Annotated in this window: 18 protein-coding genes; 4 read left to right on the plus strand and 14 right to left on the minus strand. The window is 45.4% G+C overall.

Translation table 11 applies throughout. The annotated features are described in order from the left end of the window. Window positions 1–76: 76 nt before the first annotated feature. The 13 genes from G3352_RS17360 to G3352_RS17420 all read right to left on the minus strand — a co-directional run bounded on the left by G3352_RS17360 (window position 77) and on the right by G3352_RS17420 (window position 12,672). Complete coding sequence (locus G3352_RS17360; RefSeq protein ID WP_163758324.1) at window positions 77–247, minus strand: hypothetical protein; 171 nt, start codon at window positions 245–247, stop codon at window positions 77–79. A 188-nt stretch (window positions 248–435) separates the two neighbouring features. After that, on the minus strand, window positions 436–624 hold the full coding sequence (locus G3352_RS17365) for a hypothetical protein (RefSeq protein WP_024629467.1): 189 nt from the start codon (window positions 622–624) through the stop codon (window positions 436–438). 101 nt (window positions 625–725) lie between these two features. Continuing rightward, the gene (locus G3352_RS17370) at window positions 726–3,512 is read right to left on the minus strand and encodes a glycoside hydrolase family 3 C-terminal domain-containing protein (protein ID WP_163758326.1); all 2,787 of its coding nucleotides are present in this window, start codon (window positions 3,510–3,512) and stop codon (window positions 726–728) included. Between the two features lie 222 nt (window positions 3,513–3,734). Continuing rightward, a complete protein-coding gene (locus G3352_RS17375) occupies window positions 3,735–4,823 on the minus strand; it encodes a low temperature requirement protein A (RefSeq protein ID WP_163758327.1) in 1,089 nt (362 codons plus the stop codon). A 60-nt stretch (window positions 4,824–4,883) separates the two neighbouring features. After that, window positions 4,884–5,846, minus strand: coding sequence for a ring-cleaving dioxygenase (locus tag G3352_RS17380; RefSeq protein ID WP_163758329.1), 963 nt, complete (start codon window positions 5,844–5,846; stop codon window positions 4,884–4,886). 68 nt (window positions 5,847–5,914) lie between these two features. After that, window positions 5,915–6,142, minus strand: a complete 228-nt coding sequence (locus G3352_RS17385; RefSeq protein ID WP_063566529.1) for a DUF896 domain-containing protein — start codon at window positions 6,140–6,142, stop codon at window positions 5,915–5,917. Window positions 6,143–6,341: 199 nt separating this feature from the next. After that, complete coding sequence (locus G3352_RS17390; RefSeq protein ID WP_163758331.1) at window positions 6,342–7,358, minus strand: SPFH domain-containing protein; 1,017 nt, start codon at window positions 7,356–7,358, stop codon at window positions 6,342–6,344. A gap of 71 nt (window positions 7,359–7,429) precedes the next feature. After that, window positions 7,430–8,200 (minus strand): TPM domain-containing protein, encoded by a 771-nt coding sequence (locus G3352_RS17395; protein WP_163758427.1) that lies wholly within the window; start codon window positions 8,198–8,200, stop codon window positions 7,430–7,432. A 23-nt stretch (window positions 8,201–8,223) separates the two neighbouring features. Continuing rightward, window positions 8,224–9,255, minus strand: a complete 1,032-nt coding sequence (locus tag G3352_RS17400) for a TFIIB-type zinc ribbon-containing protein (protein WP_063566469.1) — start codon at window positions 9,253–9,255, stop codon at window positions 8,224–8,226. A 46-nt stretch (window positions 9,256–9,301) separates the two neighbouring features. Beyond that, the gene (locus tag G3352_RS17405) at window positions 9,302–10,006 is read right to left on the minus strand and encodes a PspA/IM30 family protein (RefSeq protein WP_205524920.1); all 705 of its coding nucleotides are present in this window, start codon (window positions 10,004–10,006) and stop codon (window positions 9,302–9,304) included. A 207-nt stretch (window positions 10,007–10,213) separates the two neighbouring features. Continuing rightward, window positions 10,214–11,167 carry an alpha/beta fold hydrolase gene (locus G3352_RS17410; protein ID WP_163758335.1) on the minus strand — a complete coding sequence of 318 codons (954 nt, stop codon included), beginning with the start codon at window positions 11,165–11,167 and terminating at the stop codon, window positions 10,214–10,216. Window positions 11,168–11,366: 199 nt separating this feature from the next. After that, complete coding sequence (locus G3352_RS17415) at window positions 11,367–12,221, minus strand: class I SAM-dependent methyltransferase (protein WP_163758337.1); 855 nt, start codon at window positions 12,219–12,221, stop codon at window positions 11,367–11,369. Then, a complete protein-coding gene (locus G3352_RS17420; protein ID WP_163758339.1) occupies window positions 12,205–12,672 on the minus strand; it encodes a MarR family winged helix-turn-helix transcriptional regulator in 468 nt (155 codons plus the stop codon). The genes G3352_RS17415 and G3352_RS17420 overlap by 17 nt, the downstream gene beginning before the upstream one ends. A 174-nt stretch (window positions 12,673–12,846) precedes the next feature. Between G3352_RS17420 and G3352_RS17425 the strand changes: the two genes are divergently transcribed. The 4 genes from G3352_RS17425 (at window position 12,847) to pdxA (ending at window position 18,065) form a co-directional block, all read left to right on the plus strand. Beyond that, on the plus strand, window positions 12,847–14,556 hold the full coding sequence (locus G3352_RS17425; protein ID WP_240343125.1) for a sigma-54-dependent transcriptional regulator: 1,710 nt from the start codon (window positions 12,847–12,849) through the stop codon (window positions 14,554–14,556). A gap of 166 nt (window positions 14,557–14,722) precedes the next feature. Then, window positions 14,723–15,709, plus strand: coding sequence for a 2-keto-3-deoxygluconate permease (locus G3352_RS17430; RefSeq protein WP_063566472.1), 987 nt, complete (start codon window positions 14,723–14,725; stop codon window positions 15,707–15,709). A gap of 62 nt (window positions 15,710–15,771) precedes the next feature. Beyond that, window positions 15,772–17,067, plus strand: a complete 1,296-nt coding sequence (locus G3352_RS17435) for a four-carbon acid sugar kinase family protein (RefSeq protein ID WP_163758341.1) — start codon at window positions 15,772–15,774, stop codon at window positions 17,065–17,067. Beyond that, window positions 17,064–18,065, plus strand: coding sequence for a 4-hydroxythreonine-4-phosphate dehydrogenase PdxA (gene pdxA, locus G3352_RS17440; RefSeq protein ID WP_163758343.1), 1,002 nt, complete (start codon window positions 17,064–17,066; stop codon window positions 18,063–18,065). Before G3352_RS17435 ends, pdxA begins: the two co-directional genes overlap by 4 nt. A gap of 121 nt (window positions 18,066–18,186) precedes the next feature. On the opposite strand, the gene G3352_RS17445 is transcribed toward pdxA, so the two are convergent. Further along, window positions 18,187–19,317: a glycoside hydrolase family 88 protein gene (locus G3352_RS17445; protein WP_163758344.1), complete on the minus strand. Its 1,131-nt coding sequence runs from the start codon at window positions 19,315–19,317 to the stop codon at window positions 18,187–18,189. Between the last annotated feature and the right edge of the window lie 9 nt (window positions 19,318–19,326).

The following is a 19,326-nucleotide window of genomic DNA, read 5'->3' on the forward strand; positions in this document are numbered from 1 at the left end:
GGTTCTCTGTCCGCTTTCCGTCAAATGCCATAAAGGACCGACAGAGCACAGCATCTCCAGCGGTCCTTAATTATGTTCATCTGTCGTTGAAAGTCAGCTTTCTGATTGCAATTCGATCCCTGTTCCACGAAGACTCTACCAATCTCAGCGGAACGATCCACGAACCCTCCTGCTGTCCCCACATCCTGCTCACCACATCAATTTCCTTTTCATGCTTGCCTGCAAACCATGCCGCCATAACCTTCATGAATGGGTCTCCTTTCGGAAAATGATGGGTTAGCCATTGTAGTAATCACATTTGTTATTTTCGTTATCATAAAAATGTTATTGTTTTATTCATAAACAGTCTAAGACGTTATGAATGAAACGTCAATACACAAAAAAGACACCCCTAAGGGTGCCTCTCTCTCTTGATCGATATCGAATATTATATGTTCATTTTCGCTTTGCCTTTGTCATTCGATTAAACATGATCAGTGCAGCAATCAACATGGCAACAATTGCGATATTACTTGCTGCATCATGCGACATGCCGAACAGAACGCCCAGATTCGTAACCAGGCCTCTGACAATCAGCGCAACCGCAATCAGCAGAATGGGACTCCAAAAATTATACCTTCTCATCCTTCGCAACACTCCTGACCAGATTGTTCAGAAATTCCGGATCTCATAACACAATCATAACAGTCGTCATGTTCAGTTACAACAGATCAGATGATCCTGCGTTACACTTGTTTGAATTCGATCCAGTCGATCTGCAGACCTGGTTTGGTGAAGTCCAGCTTCAATTCGTACAAGCCTGCTTCCAACTCCACTTTAACAAGCTTCTGTCTGATCCATTTACCTTCAGTACCATTGGTTTGAATGGTTGTCATCAATTGATCATTGAGAATCACATTACATGCACTTTGAGCCAGTTCCGGCTCAGGAGACATGATCTGTACAATAATCCGATATTGACCTGCTTCATCCACTTTCATGTAGACAGGTTCGCCCACAACGGGTTTGACCTGTGCATTATCAGCCAGCACTTGTGCCTGCTCTGAGGAAAGTGAAGCATTCGCTTGGAATGAAGCGACATTCTCTACAATCTCATGTTTTCTGGAGAAGACAGGTGCATTCATGATGAACTCACAAATATTCATGGCCGAACGCTGAAGCTCGCCACGTGTCAACGTCCCATTTTCCAGAGATTCGATCGTGTTGTCATCCCAGCCGTTGATTTCTGCACCATAGTTAGGGACAACCATATACAGGTCATTTTGAGCGCGAACCATCCAATTCGTGTTTTTCCGATCTGCTGGTCCACCTTCAACGCCATCGTTCATAATAGCCCACCAGTCGGTCATCACGATACCTTGGAAGCCCCACTCTCCACGAAGAATGGTCGTGTTCAGATCATAGTTCGAAGCTGCCCAATGTCCATTAATCGGATTGTAGGAAGTCATGATTGAGTTCGCACCGCCTTCTTTTACGGCAATTTCGAACCCTTTCAGATAGATCTCACGCAATGCACGTTCAGATACAACGGCATCCACTTTACTGCGATGTTTCTCCTGATTGTTGCAGGCGAAATGTTTCAGCGTAGCATTAGAGCCACCCTTCATGATTCCTTTTGTACATGCAGCAGCAAATACACCGGAAATCAGCGGATCTTCAGAGAAATACTCAAAGTTACGTCCGTTCATCGGACTACGACGAATATTCAATCCAGGCCCGAGTAGTGCATCCACCTGATTTCTCAGCAATTCCTGGCCTTCCATCACATACAGCTCTTCGACGAGTTCTGCATTCCATGTTGCTGCCAGCAAAGTTCCAATAGAAACTTGTGTAGCCTTCTCCCCGCTATCCATACGAATACCGGATGGGCCATCTGCAGTACATGCAACAGGGATTCCGTAATTGAACAGACTGTCACTCACGCCGCCAAATGCAGAAGCTGTGCCCGATGTAACGAGTGGGCTGCTCATACCTTCGCCTCTTACGATGGCTGCCAGATCCTGATCACTTAATTGGGCGATAAACGCTTCCAGGCTGACTTTGCCATCCTTCACATCTCTCAGCTTGTAGCCCTGATTGCCGGTTTGCTCCAACGTTTGCGGCAAGCACTGTTCAATTCGTTCAGCCATGGATACTTGGCGCGTCGGTACATCTGCAAAGATCAGCTCGTAAGATCCATCATCTTTGCGCGCTCCCGGCTTCATTCTCGTAAAGCCTTCAGTCGGTGCCATTGCCTCCTGGAGCTGTTCCACGAGTTGAATCGTTTCTACGACGTACCCATCTTGGCCATCAATGCTGACATGTTCCACATTTTTGACACTGGTTCCCACGTACAAACGATATGTTCCTGCCTCAAGTACATAAGCCGATGCATGTCCTGTTACGCCAGCATCATCATAGGAAGCCATGGAATCTACAGGGAAGCTCACAGTCAGACGCTGAGACTCACCCGGCTGAAGCAGATTCGTTTTACCGAATGCCACCAAAGCTTTTGCAGGTTTCCCCAATTGACCTTGTGGGGCTTCATAATAGATCTGCACTACTTCTTTACCGGCATAGGTCGTGCCCGTATTGGTTACGGTTACATTCACCTTAATGCTGTTTTCTCCGTCTTGAGAGATCAATTTTGCGTCTTCAGCCTTGGTTGTGAATGTGGTATAGGACAAGCCGTATCCAAATTCAAATTGTACTTTTTCAGGTCGAAACGTTTCGAAATAACGATAGCCTACGTAGATATCTTCTTGATAAAGGTTCTTAAACTCATTCCCGTAATTACTTGTGGAAGGATAATCTTCAATGGAATACGCAATCGTATCGGTTAATTTACCACTTGGTGTAACGTCTCCGGCTAGTACATCGGCGATCGCATTACCACCCTCCATACCGCCATGCCACGAGTAAATGACACTTTGGATCGGATGAACGTAACTTTGATCATTCAACCAGCTCATGTCCATGATGTTCGAAACATTCAATACGACGATCGTTTGTTCAAAATGATTCGTGACCTGCTTCAGCATCGCTTTCTCATCTTCCGTCAACCGGTAGCTACCTGGTGCATCCACATTATCCTGATCTTCGCCTGCTGTTCGTCCAATCACCACGATCGCTTTGCTGGATTTACTTCTGGCTTGGGATACCACTTCGTCCGTTAAAGGCATTTCTTTCTGATTCCAAGGCTCTGCTGCCCATACTTTTCCACCGTCATCAAACGGGTTTTCTTCAATCCATTTTTCATAGACTGCTGCCAATTCTTCATTAACTGTAAGTCCTTTTTTGCTACGCAGACCATCCAGCAAATTGGTTGTATACGCCACATGAACACTGCCGCCTGAGCCTGTACCACTGCGATAATAGTTGACTTGAATCCGTCCAAACACTGAAACGTTTTCGTCTTTTTGAATTGGAAGCGCTTGTCCTTCGTTCTTCAAAAGCACTGCGCCTTCAGCGGCAACCGTGCGGCTAAACTCTGCAAACCCTTCCAATGGAACTCCGATTTGATGTGTGCTCAATGATTTCCCTCCTGATTGTCATCTCCATCTCCACGAATCACTATGTATATTCGTTAATCTGGTAGATTCACTTGTATCTAGTCTCATATTAACAGATTCTATAGTAGAAAATAAATCAGGTTAAACGTTTTTTCTCACAGTGGACATGATTTTACAATTATCGAACTTAAAAAGCCACGAACGTTATTCGTCCGTGACTTTTATTCTTGTGTGACCTATGCATTAGGTCGTTAATTTGGCGTAGATAAGGAAGAACACCATGTTCTCTCCCACAATTGCATAATTAGGCACCCGATAGATCAGATCCACAACGATAAACGCGGCCATAATCCCCAGCATAAACACCAAGTGACGTGGACGTAGCCGCAGATGAGCATGCCTGTATCGGTGGAACACCAGCGAGGTGGACAGAAAATACAGTAGAACTGATCCAAATACAAAGGCCAACATGAAACCATAATTGAGTTCATTCAGGTATAACAGTTGAATGGAAGCGGCAATCATGCTCATGGATATATAGATGAACAGATGGCCGTATATGATCGCTTGCCCGGCAGTCTGAATCTCTTTGCTGACCTTTTTCTCAACATTATCAAAATACTGCCACCACATCGCAATCACGAATATGGATGTAAACGCCGCGAACAGAACAGATCGTACATCCCAATGATCCATTTGCAGCACGGCAATGATACTGACGACCGACTCACCAAGCAGGATGAGAGTGAACAGAGCGAAACGTTCCAATAAATGATGGGTGTGTATCGGCACCTTCACCAGATTTTTGCGTCCGATGAGTGGGAGAATGATATCCACGGCAATTCCCACGTACAAAATCGCATATCGCAGCCACGAATCAAAGAACAGGGAACCTGTTGAGATCAATATGCCGATGATGAAGCATACACCCAGATAACGGGCGGCTTTTTGTTGATGTTCGCTTTTGGAATTGTGAATCATAAAATATTGAATGGCTGTAAGTGCCCTCGAACCGATATAACCCGCAAAGAAGGGAAGATAGTATTGATCAAAATCAACCGAGAGGCTCGCCGTCATCACCAGAACGGACAGGAGTTGAAGGATAAGAAAGACTCGATGGATGAAGATATCCTGACCATAACGGTTAATAAATAGGGTCTGACCGACCCATGCCCACCAGACAGGAATAAAAATCAAAACAAATTTCATCAAATATTCAAACGAAATCACGCCGTGTTCGGCATGCAGCAGGACATGTCCCGCTTTGGAGACCGCTGCTACAAAAAGCAAATCATAGAACAGCTCCAGCCAAGTAACCTTTTTCTCCATCATCCTTCAATGCCCCTTTTGGTTAAACTCTTATCAAAAAAGATTACTGTTCTTGCCTCTTCTTTAACGTGCCTCCATAGAATGCGAAGGCTCTAACGTTCTTACCTGGATCGGCTGCAAATTGCCTTCGATTTGGGCGCGATATGGCTCAAACCACTCAGGCAGCATGAGTTTCTGTCCAAGCGACTCCGCAGGCTCATCTTTCGCAAATCCAGGAGGATCAGTAGCAATTTCGAACAGGATTCCGCCCGCTTCTCTGAAATAGATTGCGTTAAAATATTGACGGTCCCGAACTGGGGTTGGTTGATAGCCGTACTGTTGTACAGCTTCTCTCCACTGCTCGTGCTCTGCAAAATCTTTGGCACGCCACGCAATATGGTGGACCGTCCCTGCTCCGCCTGCCCCCAAAGCCATCCGGGTGACAGGAACATCCACGACATTGCCGATATCTCCGACGGACCGGAATCGTACATACTCCTCATTCTCATCTACTTTGGTGAATCCGAGTATTTTGTCCAGCGCATCCATCGTTCTCTGCGGATTGACGCTGAACAGCACGGCACCTCCAAATCCTTTGATGGCTTTATCCGCTGGAATGCCTTCATGCACCCAGGTGCTGGCTGGGCCCTCTTCACGTTCAACCAGTTCAAGACGCAAGCCCTCGCTGTCTTCGAATTGCAGCAGCTCTTCGTTAAAACGACTTGTTTTGGTTACCTCAATGTTATACTGCTCCAGCCGATCCTGCCAGAAGCCAATAGTCCCAGGTGGAATCACATACGAGGTGATGCCAACCTGACCGCCACCAATTTTGCCTCGCGGTGATCCGGCTGATGGGAAGAATGTGATAATGGTACCTGGGCTTCCGTTCTCATCCCCAAAGTACAGATGGTAAACGTCTGGTGCATCGAAGTTGATTGTTTTTTTCACAAGCCGAAGTCCCAAGACACCAGCATAAAAGTCGACATTGGCCTGCGGATCTCCCGCAAAAGCTGTAATATGGTGAATACCTGCAGTTTGAATTGTCATCATCATTTCCTCCTAGTTTTATAGATCATTTATATTATCTTAATATTAAGATATTAAACCGAGCTAATTCAGTTATTATTTTGTTGGGCCTGTTCCTGTTTCAGTTTATCCGGAGTGACGTCATCGCCGTTCGGATCATAGATGGTTACATTCAGCAGAATATCGTTGATCGAACCGCGAAAGGTTTGCAGATATTCCTGGCGCAGACGAATTTGTTCTGCTTTCTCCATCTCCGTCAACCCTGCCGCGTTAGCTTTTCTTGAAAGTTCATTTATTCTGGTCAATGTTGGAATCATCATCTTGATCTCTCCTCGTAATCGGAATTAAGATATTTGTTATTTGAGTCTGATTTATATTCAAATTAAATATCTTAATTTAAAGATAAATGATTTATGATTCGTTGTCAACCGTTTTCTCCCATTTAAAATAGCATGAAAAAAGGGCCTACTCCAACGTTTGACCTTAGAGTAAGCCCTTCTTATATTTATATATAGGTTAACCCAACTTCTGACCACAGTTTGGACAGAAATTTGCTCCTTCATTCTTGGCGCCACAGTTCGGACAGAAGTTCGGCTTTTTATTGTCTCCAGACGAAGAAGATGCACCTGCATCGCTGTTTGGATTAGTCGCAGGCTTTTGATCCGAATTCTGATTCTGGTTGTTCTGGTTCTGATTCATGTTCTTCATCATTTCATTCGCCATGTTCATGCCCATCATCATGCCCGCCATATCCGAAGCAGCGCCGCCACCCTTAACTTTACCGGATGAGATGCCATCAGTCATGCTGACCTGCTGATACTTTTGCAAATTGCCGATCATTTCATGTGAAGCGGTCTTCGTAATCATATCCTGGATCTCCTGCGGATAATTGAAGCTCATCACCTGGAAACCTGTGATACCGATCCCGATGTCCATCATTTGCATATCCAGGTCTTCCTGAATTCCTCTGGCAATATCCGAAGCATTCGCCTGCAGGTTGAACATGTCCTTACCCTCACGGCTAATCCATTTCATTAGCAACTGATCCAGCACAGACGTGATCCGGATCTTAACATCCTCGACCAGATAGCTCTGCTTGATACCCGCAATTTTATCGATCAATGTAACATAGTCACTCACTTTAAAATTAAACGTACCATTCGCACGAACCGGCATTCCACCTGGAAGTTGAGGAGTTGGAATCAATACCGGACTTTGCGTACCCCACCGAACCGTAAACTCCTTCGTATTCACAAATAGCACTTCGACCCGCATGCCGCTGTTGAATCCGAACTTGAAGCCTTTTAAGGTAGAAAGAAACGGAATGATCTCGGAATCGATATTAAACGACCCTTCGTCCTCAAAAATCCCTTCCACCTTGCCGTTATTCAGGAAGATCGCATCCTGCCCCGAACGGATAATCAATTTACTTCCCTTCTTGATCTCACGGTTACTCCACTTCCAGAAAATCATATCATCTCTGAACTCTTCCCATTCCACCACATTTGAAAATTGATTTTTGAAAAATCCCATACTCGTTCCCATCCCTTCTATAGTAAGCATTTTGCATCATCATGACATAAGTTGAGTTGTTGTTTTTCCTGCTAGAAAGATCCTCTACTACCACTGTGCGAATGACCGCCTCGGCTGGTACCTCCGCCCCCACCGCCACCGTTATTGTTGTTCTTCTCAATTTTGCGTTTGGTTACCGTTGTACGGATATACCGATCCTGACGATCAATTACGCTGGAAGTACTCGAATCCTCGTAGGTCGCCCGGTTGACCGTCACACGTCCGCCAGAACGGTAAGTCATAATCCCAACAACAACGCCTCCGATTAATACAGATACTCCTAATTGGAACCAACCGTTAAATAAAATATTGTTCGGGTTCACACCAGGTTCATACCCCATATATTTATAGGAAAGCTTAATATATTTCTCAAAAGCGAGTTTGTAATCCCCACTAGATAATTCAGAGGTAATCCTGCTTCGGATTGATTGCAGCCGACCGTTGTCCAGATAATCTTCAGCTTTATAGAATCCAGCCAAATACACTTCCCGATTATTCATGTCCATCGTCAGAATGACCGCATTTCCATTCGCTTTGTCATACCCAAGAGCGTGCTCATCATAGAAATCCTCGGTTAGCAGCTGTACATCCTGATTCTCTGTATTATTCGTTGTCAGAATAACAAAATCCGTCTGCCTCTCCGCCCCATACTCATTCGCCAATGCGTTCAGTTCACTTTTCTCCTGCTCGTTCAGCAGATTAGCTTCATCGTAAATCAGGTTCTTGCTATCTGCTGCCGATGCTACTGACATTGGAATCAATGGAGAAGCGAGGGTAATCACAAATAAAATGAGTGTTGCCATCCATGCCAAATGTTTTCCTTTTCTCACAGGAATCCACCTCCCATCATCCAGGAGACCAGTTTCAATGACAACAAAGAAACGGCTGAAATCCCTGCAAACCATCCAGCAACTTTAGCTTTGCTAATGGGCGGTTTTCCCACCACTTTACCTGTCTGACCATTCATGGCAAAGGTATACTGCGAACGATTGTAGTCATAGTAAACCATCCATACCGGGAGCAGCACATAGTCTGCATTTTTTAACGTAGTATCGATCTGTTTATCTGTGTAACTGACACTGTTATAGCCTGAAACCGTTGATGCAATATAAGAATCGATATAAGAGCTCGTTTTTTCCTTGGCGCGTGGGTACAGCTCCTCATCCGTATAACTATATTTTTCCGCAATATACCCGGCGAGATACGGGGTTTTGAAAAGCTTTAACTGGTTATACGGAAATGGCTCCAGCTTATCCATCAGTTCATCTTTCATTTTCTCCGAAGCATCAATGGGCAGATTCACATAATTCAGCCGGATTCTCCGGTAAATATCAAAATGCTGTGTTTCCGTGTAATGATAATCACCCTGCGTGTAGGTTCTGATTTTTGTGCCACGGCCATGAACTTCAATTTTATTATGTAACTCATATAACCAGAAGGGCACGTATATCCCGGTAATGCTCTTGACCCGGTCAGCTGTCATGAATCCGCTAGGTGTCAGCAAGCCGTTTCTGCACCATTTTTTGAACGCCTGCTTGGCCTCATCCTTACTGATCGAAAAGGGTAAGACCATGGCCGGTGCCAGATCTCCCGTCAGTCGATCACTCAGAACAACGGCGGCTCCACAGAAGCTGCATGTCGTTGCACTTGTCTCCGGCTCAGTCACAATATCCGCGCCGCAGCTGTTACAGTGATACTCCTTGACCTCATTCTCCGTGAACACCTGTTTCTTCAGCGGATCGGGGATCTGTTCGATATTATCCTGTCGTCCGCAGCTGGGGCAGGACAACGCTCCAGTTGCACTATCAAAAAGCATTCCACTGCCGCAGTTGGGACACTTGTACTCGATTACCGGCATTTGCTCACCTCAATGTTTAACGAAATGTACTACATGATATATATCGTTATTTATCTTCCAATTTCTTCTGAATTGCTGCAAGCTCTTCATCTGGACTAGGCGTCACCTGTGCATTATTACCCGCTTCGGCATTCATTTGCTGCTCCAACTGCGCAATGAGTACATCCAAATCATCTTCCTGTGCCCCAGCACGAAGTTCAGCCAAAGCCTCAGCTTCGTTAAGTGCCTGATTCGCCTTGTCTTCCATCGCCTTTAGAGCAGCACTCGCATTGGCAGCGGAGGCGTTCCGTTCATTGGCCTGTTGTTGCGCATTGGCAGCCGCCATTTTGCCCTTCAGCTCCGTATGTCGTGCTTCCAATTGCCCCATATCCGCAACCAGCTTCTCGTGCATATGCTTCATCATTTTGGCTTTGGCAGAAGCCCGATCATAAACAGCTTGTAATTCATTCCGTTTCTCAGCCTGCTCTGCCTTCTTTTCCAGAAAACCACGTGCCTTGTCTTCATCACCGGACTCCGCAGATTTCTCTGCATACCGCTGTAATTTCTTAATCTCTGCACTGCATTCGTCCAAAGCCCTCTTCGCCCGGCTCTCATCCGAGAGAACCGCTGCCGTCTCTGCCTTCACCTGACCCAGATCACTGCTCAAGCTCCGCATATATTCATTCACCGTCTTCTCCGGATCTTGCGTCCGAGCCAGCACATGGTTCACATTCGCTTTCATCACGTCCCTAAACCTCGATAAGATTCCCATCATTCGTTCCTCCTTCGATCAGTTCATATGTACTATAATACATGAATATAAGGTTGAAGGTTTCATTTACTGCCACTGCAACAATAAATCTGAAGTAATCCAAGCGTGACATAATCCCCTTACGTTATAAAAGAAAAGACGAGCACCTATGGTGTCGTCTCATTATTCTAAAAACTTTTCCGAAATCATTGTTTTCCTTTTCCTTATTCACAGTTCTTCTATAAATTTGATACTTTCCTCTGCAATTAGACCGGGATCAGCATCATGAACGTAATGACCATTATGTAATAACAGATAGCGCCCAATTTTCACAGACTCAACGTAGTTTACTAAGTAATTTTTCCAGTTCTCGATAGGTAATTCCTCTCCATTAGATATAAAAAAATACATGGGCACATCCGGAATACCTCGTTCTAAAACTTGTGCTGCATTATTCCTAATCATTTCAACTTCTTCATTCATGTTCAGTGTCTGCGTTTTCTTATAAAATAATGCCCTATAGATCTCCTCATCTTGGGAGGACAACCTCTTCTCTTCAATTGCGGCGGACGAGTTAACAATGTCGGGGAAAAAACGGGTTATTCCGACACGAGCTCCTAGACCTGTAAGACTCCTCATTCCAAATGAAGGTAGAGGATACTCTCCATAAACTTGTGGAATAGCAGGATCAAGACCAATGATAGCCTCAATTTCATTTGGATACATTTGTGCCCAATATAGTGCTTCTATGCCCGACATAGAATGCGGAAATAGCACATAGGGTGGTGTTTCTCCCGCTAACGTCAGAGCTGTTCTGGTTTCTTCCAACATCGTATCGATATCACGAGGGACCTTTGCCGTTGCACTGAAGCCGTAGCCTGCCTTCTCAACAACAGCAATCTTGTATTGATCCGACAATCTGGAATAGAGCGCCTTGAAATCCAATACAGGGGAAGATGTGCCCCCACCTGACATAAAGACCAGTGTATGTTTTCCGGCACCTTCTGTGTAGACATGCATTGGGTGATTATTAACATCAACCATTACACCTGGGGGTGATAGTATAGCCGATTCTTTCTTTAATTTTATTGTATGATTCGTGAAACTAATCGCTATGAACAATAGCAGGATACCCAATAAAGCCAGTGCACCATAACCCATTCGTTTAAGTACAATTTTCATTACATACCCCCAACATTCTGTCCCATTTCCAATTATTATAGCATGTGTTCATAGACGTAAACTTTAGTAGGAATCTACGGGAAGGCTACTGGAGCTGAAAGCATCGGGTACCTCCAGAATGTTGGTGATATCATCACCGTGAATATGGCAAAATCTATGGTTTAGATCGATTGCTGATCCAATCTGACAAGGAGTCCATCTAGGATGGATTAGTTGAAGAATGAACAATTCTGGCATTTGTACAAGAGAACATTCCAGAAGTCTTGCTAATGTGTATCTTCCCATCTGATTCTTTCATTTTCCCATCTAAAAAGACTTTAAACGCTTGCGCTTCCTGAAGACTCATGACTTGTTCATTTCCTTCCAACCCATTCATGGATAATACATATTCGACGATTGCGTCTGAGTCTGTTATGGAAAGCGAGTCTTCATACACATGTAATTGCACATCAGTAAAGGCATTTTCAAGTTGTTGCTTTCCGTTCTCCATGGAAAATTTCGACTCAATCATGCCAAGAACACTGTCATATTGGCTATCAGGATTAAATTCTTTTACCAACTCTTTCATCTCGGCCATATTTCGTGAACCGATGGTACTTGCATAAAAGGTCCCGCTCTTCTTAAGCACTCTCCCGATTTCGGACAATGCCCTCTCCAAATTCCCAAGATGATATAACATATGATTCGCGATTACGATATCAAAGCTTTCATTGGGATAATGAATTTTCTCTGCATCCATGACACTCCATTGGGCACGTTCCCCAAGATGAGCAAGATTGCGCTGGGCATCCTGAAGCATCCCCGACGATTTGTCTGTAATGGTTATATCCCAATGATCAGGAATGCGCTCGGCATTGGCCATCCACAATAATCCGTTTCCACCACCCAATTCTAAAACCCTGAGATGATCCTTCTTTGGAAATTGATCAAAGACCCAAAGAGGCCAGGGATATGGATTCGTGCTGTATGTTTTATGCAAATGAATTCTCGCGTTGAATTTACCCGAATTAGCATATTGCTTACTTTGGTCAGGGTTTTCATTTTTGGCCGACATTTGAGTCCGCTCCTTTAGCCAGACGCCATGTACGCATGGAATCCGCATAGTTTAATAACTGTTCGGCAAACATCTGAACCTCACTGTCTTTCCAATCGCGCAAGATATGTGCCAAACCATCAATACTCACTTTCAGGAAATCAGATAATTCCTCTTCTCCCAATGGAGATAAGGTAACCAAACTGGACCGTAAATCATTCGGATCTGAGACCGCAACGATATGACCAGACAGTTTCAATCCCTGAATTCTCCGGGTGATTGATGAGGGATTCAAATCTAGTTTGCTGGCAATATCCGTGATCCTCACAGCTCCCTGTTCCTTGACAAACAACAGAATCTCAAACGTTAGACGGTCCAGATCTGACCGAAGATTTTGTGCATGCGTAAATTCTTTAACTATTCTTAACGTACCGTAAGCCAACTTCTCCAGCTCATCTCGATTACTTGCCAAAAATGATCACCTCCAATCTGATCATAATTTATTTGTTTGCGCAAAGCAAATAAATATTTTTTCGCGTTTTGATTGGTTGCTTTACTAACTCCGCTGGCCCAGGGATGCCATTCCTCTGCAAGTTGGCTATAATAAGGAAAGCCCTCTGGTCTGATGTACCAGCAGGAACTATGAATGATTTTTATAAAAGGCAGGAAAATTATGCGTACACGAGTTCATATTATCGCCCCTTACGAATCCATGACTACTATTATAGAAGAATGTATTCCGCTATTCCCCCAGTTGGCCATTCAATATGAGGTGGGTGACCTGATGAAAGGCGCCGAATTGGCGGCCCAAGCTGAACGAAACGGAGCGGAGATTATGATTAGCCGCGGCGGTACTGCCCAACTAATCAAGGATGCCGTAACCATCCCCGTCATTGATGTGCAGTTATCCGGATATGACATGATTCGTTCGCTAACGCTCGCAAGCCAGTTCAACGGCCAAACCGCTATCGTTGGCTTTGCCAACATTACTTCAGGGGCACAATCGATTATCGATCTGATGGAACTGCCTTTAAAGGTGTATACCATACGCAGCTCCGAGGATGTGGCAAGGCTGCTGTTGGAGCTGAAAGCGTCAGGGTACCGTCAGATTGTTGGAGATGTTATCACCGTGAATACAGCCAAAACCTATGGAATGGAAGGATTGCTGATCCAGTCTGGCAAGGAATCCATCCTCAGAGCGCTTGAAGATGCACAGTTGGTATATCGGTACTTAAGCAAAAATCACGCAATTTCCGTCATACTGAACAATCTGGTCACCCAAGAGCATCCTAATCTTCTTGTTTTAAACGAGCAGAACGAGGTTGTATTTGAGAATTTGACCGATTTTGAGCAGAATCCACTCACCGATAATCACATTTATCTCACCAATACCAACCTGGATTTCCATCAATCCCAAGTTCAAAATGTGTTCATCGTGGATGATTACCAACTTACGGTAACGGCCTATGAAACGACGTTAAATAACAAAACCTATAAAGTATACTCCCTTGAAAAAGGACAGCCCTATGCTTTTGCACAATTCGGCATAACGGCATATACCGATATATCCATGGAGCCGATCGTTGCCGAATCCCCTGCCATGCAGGCCGTATTGAAAAATATCCGGGCGGTTTACGAGAACCATGAACCCATTTATCTACTAGGTGAAGCGGATTCGGGCAAGTCTTTTCTGGTAAAACATATTCATCAGATGTACTCCAGCGGTGGGCTGATGCTCCAAATCGAGCTTGCTCAGGTTCCTCCAGGCCATTTGCACAAAATCCCCCTCTCCAAAGTTCGCAACGTGGAAATTAATCATTTGGAAGATGGCTCGAAGGATGAGGAATTGATCTCATTCATTCAGACCTGTCTACAGAGGCAGATCGGGGTATTCATCCTGGGGGAAAAGGGATTGAATTCAAACAGAACGCTGGATGTCGAGCTGAATACGATCATTATGCCGAGCCTTGTAGACAGGCAGGAGGATCTTGCGCCACTAATCCAGCATTTCCTCAGTGATTACTACCAGAAGTATGGAACGGTTGCGGTGAAGATGAAAGAGGATGCGTTGCAGCTAATTAGAAATCAAGTTCCGCATATGACAGTGAACCAGTTGAGGCATCTTATCAAACAGGCTGCACTGAACGAACAGGACTACGTGATCTCAGCTGAGACCTTATCACATCTGCTCGGTGAACAGCCCTCACCCAATACGATGAAGCTTAGTGGTACGCTGAAAGAAATCGAAAAAGAGATTATTCAACTCGTTCTACATGAGGAAAACAATAATCAATCCAAGGCGGCCGATCGCTTGGGGATTAACCGTGCCACGTTATGGCGTAAACTTAAAGAGTAACTTTAGGTTTACGCTTTTTTTATGATTATATGTGTTGCATAATTAAACACTTATAACTATTACTTAAAATTTACAATAATTAAGTGTTGCTAAAATAAACAATATGGGATAACATAGTCCCTGCAAACGCTTTATAAAAACGATTACTTCATAAGGAGCCACTACTATGAACATTAAAGCAACATTAGATCGTATTCCTGGCGGTATGATGGTTGTTCCCCTGTTGCTCGGTGCAACCATTAACACATTCTTTCCGAATGCTTTGCGAATCGGGGGTTTCACGGAAGCCCTGTTCGTAAATAGCTCAAGTACATTGATCGCCCTGTTCCTGTTGATTGCTGGTACACAAATTACGTTCAAGACAGCAGGTTCTTCGGTTGGTAAAGGCGTTACATTGCTTGTGTTCAAGTGGGCAGTTGGTGCAGTATTAGGTTTGATCGCCATCTATTTTGCGGATTCCAATGGTTTATTCCTTGGTTTGGCACCGCTTGCTATTATCGCTGCAATGACGAATTCCAATGGTGGACTGTACATCGCATTGGCCGGACAATATGGCAAAGAAGATGACAAGGCGGCTTATCCGTTCCTCGCACTCAGCGATGGACCTTTTCTTACCATGGTTGCACTCTCTATTTTCGGTGCGATGGGCTTCGCCAACGGCATGTTCTCCCCGATGGCTTTTGTAGCCGTACTGCTTCCACTGATCGTCGGTGTTGTTATCGGTAACCTGGATCGCAACCTTGCTGAATGGCTGCACAAAGGCAGCGACAAGCTCGTTCCATTCTTCGCCTTTTCACTGGGTATGGGAATCAACTTCTCGTCCATCATTCAAGGCGGACTTAGCGGCATTATGCTGGGTGTAATTACTGTATTGATTACTGGCGGCGTCGGCTACCTGCTCTTCAAAGCCATTGGCTGGAATCCTATTGTCGGAGCTTCGGAAGGTTCCACAGCCGGTAACGCTGTAGGTACACCTGCTGCCATCGTGGCTGCCAATGCTTCATTTGCTCCAATTGCTGAAATCGCTACCGTGCAGATTGCGGCGAGTGTTGTGACAACCGCCATTCTGCTGCCGATCTTCATCGGATTCCTTTCCAAAAGGCTGGAGAAATCAGGCGGTGTCGAGAAATACAATCAAAGACCGTCCACATAAATGCATTAAATTTAGCTGACCGGACTTATATTTAATTTTGATTTTCAAGGAGGGATGACTGCATGAAATTAGCCATTATTGCAGATGATTTGACCGGCGCCAATGACAGCGGGGTGCAGCTTGCCCGTCATGGATTAAAGACAAGCGTACTATTCAACATGGACGAAGATAACATTCGTAATTACGACGCGGTCGTTTTTGATACCGATAGCCGTTCCATCACACCGGAGGATGCGTATCAGCGGGTTAGTCGAGCAGCCGAACTGCTGTTAAAGAACGGATTTGGCACCATTTTCAAAAAAATGGATTCAACCATGCGCGGAAACATCGGGATCGAGATCGACGCTTTGTACGATGTGGTCAAACCGGACTTCATGATGATTGCCCCGGGCTATCCTAAGAACAACCGCACCATTCTTAATGGCACACATTATCTGAACGGGGTTCCACTGGCCGATACCGAGATTGCGAATGATCCGAAGACACCTGTGACCCTTTCATATCTTCCGGATTTGCTTAAGCTCCAGACCAAGTATGAAGTGGGCGAGATTACGGTGAGTGATCTTGAATCGGGTACAAATCATATGAAGACGCAACTGGAAACCTTTAAGGCAAAAGGCATTCCCTATATCCTCGTCGACTCGACAGATGAGCAGCATTTGGAGCAGGTTCTAAGCATCACCAGCAAGCTGGATTATTCATTTGCCTGGGCAGGATCGGCGGGAATTGCGAACTACCTTCCCACTCATTACGGCTTGGGAGCCAAGTCTGCGGAATTGACCATTCCGGCAAATCCAGGTCCAATCCTCACCGTTGTAGGGAGTGTGAACAAAAACTCTCGTGAGCAGCTCAAGCTGTTGCTACAGAAAACTAACGTATCATCCATTCCGTTCCACTCCTTCAAAGCCGTATCGGGATCGGCAGATCGTGAGCAAGAAATCGAGCGTGTGTATGAGGAAGTGATGGCCAAAGCCGTGGAAGGCAATGACGTTGTTCTCTATTCAACCGCCGAACAGGTAGATATTGAACTGGCACGTGCTACGGGTGAAGTCAGAGGACTTAATCACACCGAGGTCAGCAATGAAATTGTACGGGCCATAGGTGAAATCTGCGCCAAACTGCTGGAGAATGGGTACTTCAAAGGTGTATCCATGACAGGCGGAGATACAGCTAAGCAAATCTGTATGAAGTGGAATATCAGTGGTTTTGAGCTGCTTGATGAGCTTGAAATTGGTGTACCGATATCGAAATTTATTGGAATTGAGGATCTGCACGTGATTACCAAAGCGGGCGGGTTCGGCAAGCCCGACGTCTTCATCCATGCCATTGAAAAATTAAAAGGAGGAGTTACCGTATGAAACCAACCGTAGGAATTACAATGGGCGATGCAGCAGGTATTGGACCCGAGATCATTATGAAAGCATTGGGCCATCAGGAGGTCTACAACAATTGCAATCCACTCGTCATTGGCGATGCAAAAATATTGGAGCGTGTCCTGCCTGTCATCGGATCGAGCCTGAAGGTAAATGCTATTCATGAGCCATCCGAAGCCAAGTATGAATTCGGTACTGTGGACGTTATTGATCTGGATCTCATTCCTGCAGATCTGGAGTATGGAAAAGTATCTGCCGTTGCGGGAGATGCAGCATTTCAGTATCTGGCGAAAGCCATTGATCTAGCCAAAAAACAGCAAATCCACTCCATCTGCACGGCGCCTCTGAACAAGGAAGCCTTGCACCTAGGTGGGCACTTGTATCCAGGTCACACCGAGATTTTGGCCGATCTGACCGATACCGAGGATTTCTCCATGATGCTGACTACACCCAATCTGCGAGTAATTCACCTTACGACACATATGGGCCTGATTGATGCCATTGCGAGCATCAACCCGGAAAGAACATACACTGTGGTTAAACTTGCTCATGATACGTTGAAAAAAGCCGGCTTCGAAAATCCGCGTGTAGCTGTTTGTGGTATCAACCCGCATGCAGGTGAGAACGGATTGTTCGGTAATGGTGAAGAGGAAGAAAAACTGCAGCCCGGCATTGAACGTGCGCAAAAGGAAGGCATTAACGTCGTTGGTCCACTTCCAGCGGACACGTTATTCTTCCGCGCTGGCCGTGGCGATTTCGATATCGTTGTGGCTTGTTATCACGATCAGGGACATGCACCAATCAAAGTCATGGGTATTGAAGAAGGTGTGAACATTACGGTAGGTCTCAAAGGCGGCATTATCCGTACTTCTGTAGACCATGGAACAGCCTTTGACATCGCAGGTAAAAACATCGCCGATGACAAAAGCATGTTGGCCGCCATCCGTTCCGCCATTGAGCTTGCGCCAAAAACGCAAAATTAACAGCACGTATTCACATATAAAGATTAAAAAGCAGCGATTCTGTCGTCACGGAAGAATCGCTGCTTTTTCTTTTGGGTCAAAATATTTTGATTCATCGGCAAGGAATTTGTTCATAATCACTTTATTGACGATCGTACCAATAGCCAGGAATACCTCGTTCCAGACGCATTAACGCTTCAAGATAAAAATAATCGCCCCAGATCGTGTAATCATCAGGTGAATCTCCACCTCTTACGGAGTAAGAACCATGCTTCAGCAGACCCTCAGCTGTGTCCGAGCCCTGCGTGGAATAATGATTAATTAAGGATTTCATGGATGATTCCGCTGCATTCCGAAAAGTCTCCCGCTCAGAATCGGCTTCATCAAGCCGCCCGGCAATTTCCAGCAGACCACAGGCAACAATAGCCGATGCAGAACTGTCCCGTTTCGTGTCAGGCGTTTGCGGGGCATCAAAATCCCAATACGCTACTTCATCCTCCGGAAGATGGGCAAGGAAATAACGGGCAAGACGTTTGGCTGTCTCCAGCATCTCTGCACTTTGCAGATAGCGGCTGCACAGTGCAAAACCATATATCCCCCATGCCTGTCCGCGAGTCCAGGTAGAACCATCATTGTAGCCTTGATGCGTCCCCCCTCGAATGGCCTCTCCGGTAGTCTGATCAAAATAAAAAGTATGATAACTTGAGTCGTCTCCACGAACGAGGAAACGGCGGCTTTTCAGCGCATGCAGCTCGGCAATTCGGCGATATTCCTCGTTATTGGTCTGTTCATACGCCCAGAACAGCAGCGGAAGATTGAGCAGGCAATCGATAATAATTCGCCCTCCGTTATTCACATCACCTTTTCGTCCCCAGGCCTGAATCAGTCCAGCATCCTCCCGCCAGCGTTTCATTAGCATATCGGCTGCTTCAATCGTAAGCTTTTTTGCGGCTGCGTCATGCTCCACAATCCACTGTGCCTTAGATGACAAGGAATAGAGAAAACCAATATCATGATGATCGAAAATGATTTTCTGTTCCATTCGCCGACGGAAGTTATCGACGCTATTCACGGCTGCCTCACGAAACCTCGGGTCCTGAGTATACTCCGTACATAACCACAGAATGCCTGACCAGAATCCTGCCGTCCACTCCGTATTATCGTTAAGCACATAATGCTCATCCCCATTACTAACATGGGGAAAGCGCCCTTCAAATCGATCTATATTACGCCGGGTGACATGGAGTGCATCTTCAATAGCTTTTTTCCACATGGAACAGTT

It is taken from the genome of Paenibacillus sp. ALJ109b, assembly GCF_010747435.1.
Taxonomy (GTDB): domain Bacteria; phylum Bacillota; class Bacilli; order Paenibacillales; family Paenibacillaceae; genus Paenibacillus; species Paenibacillus taichungensis.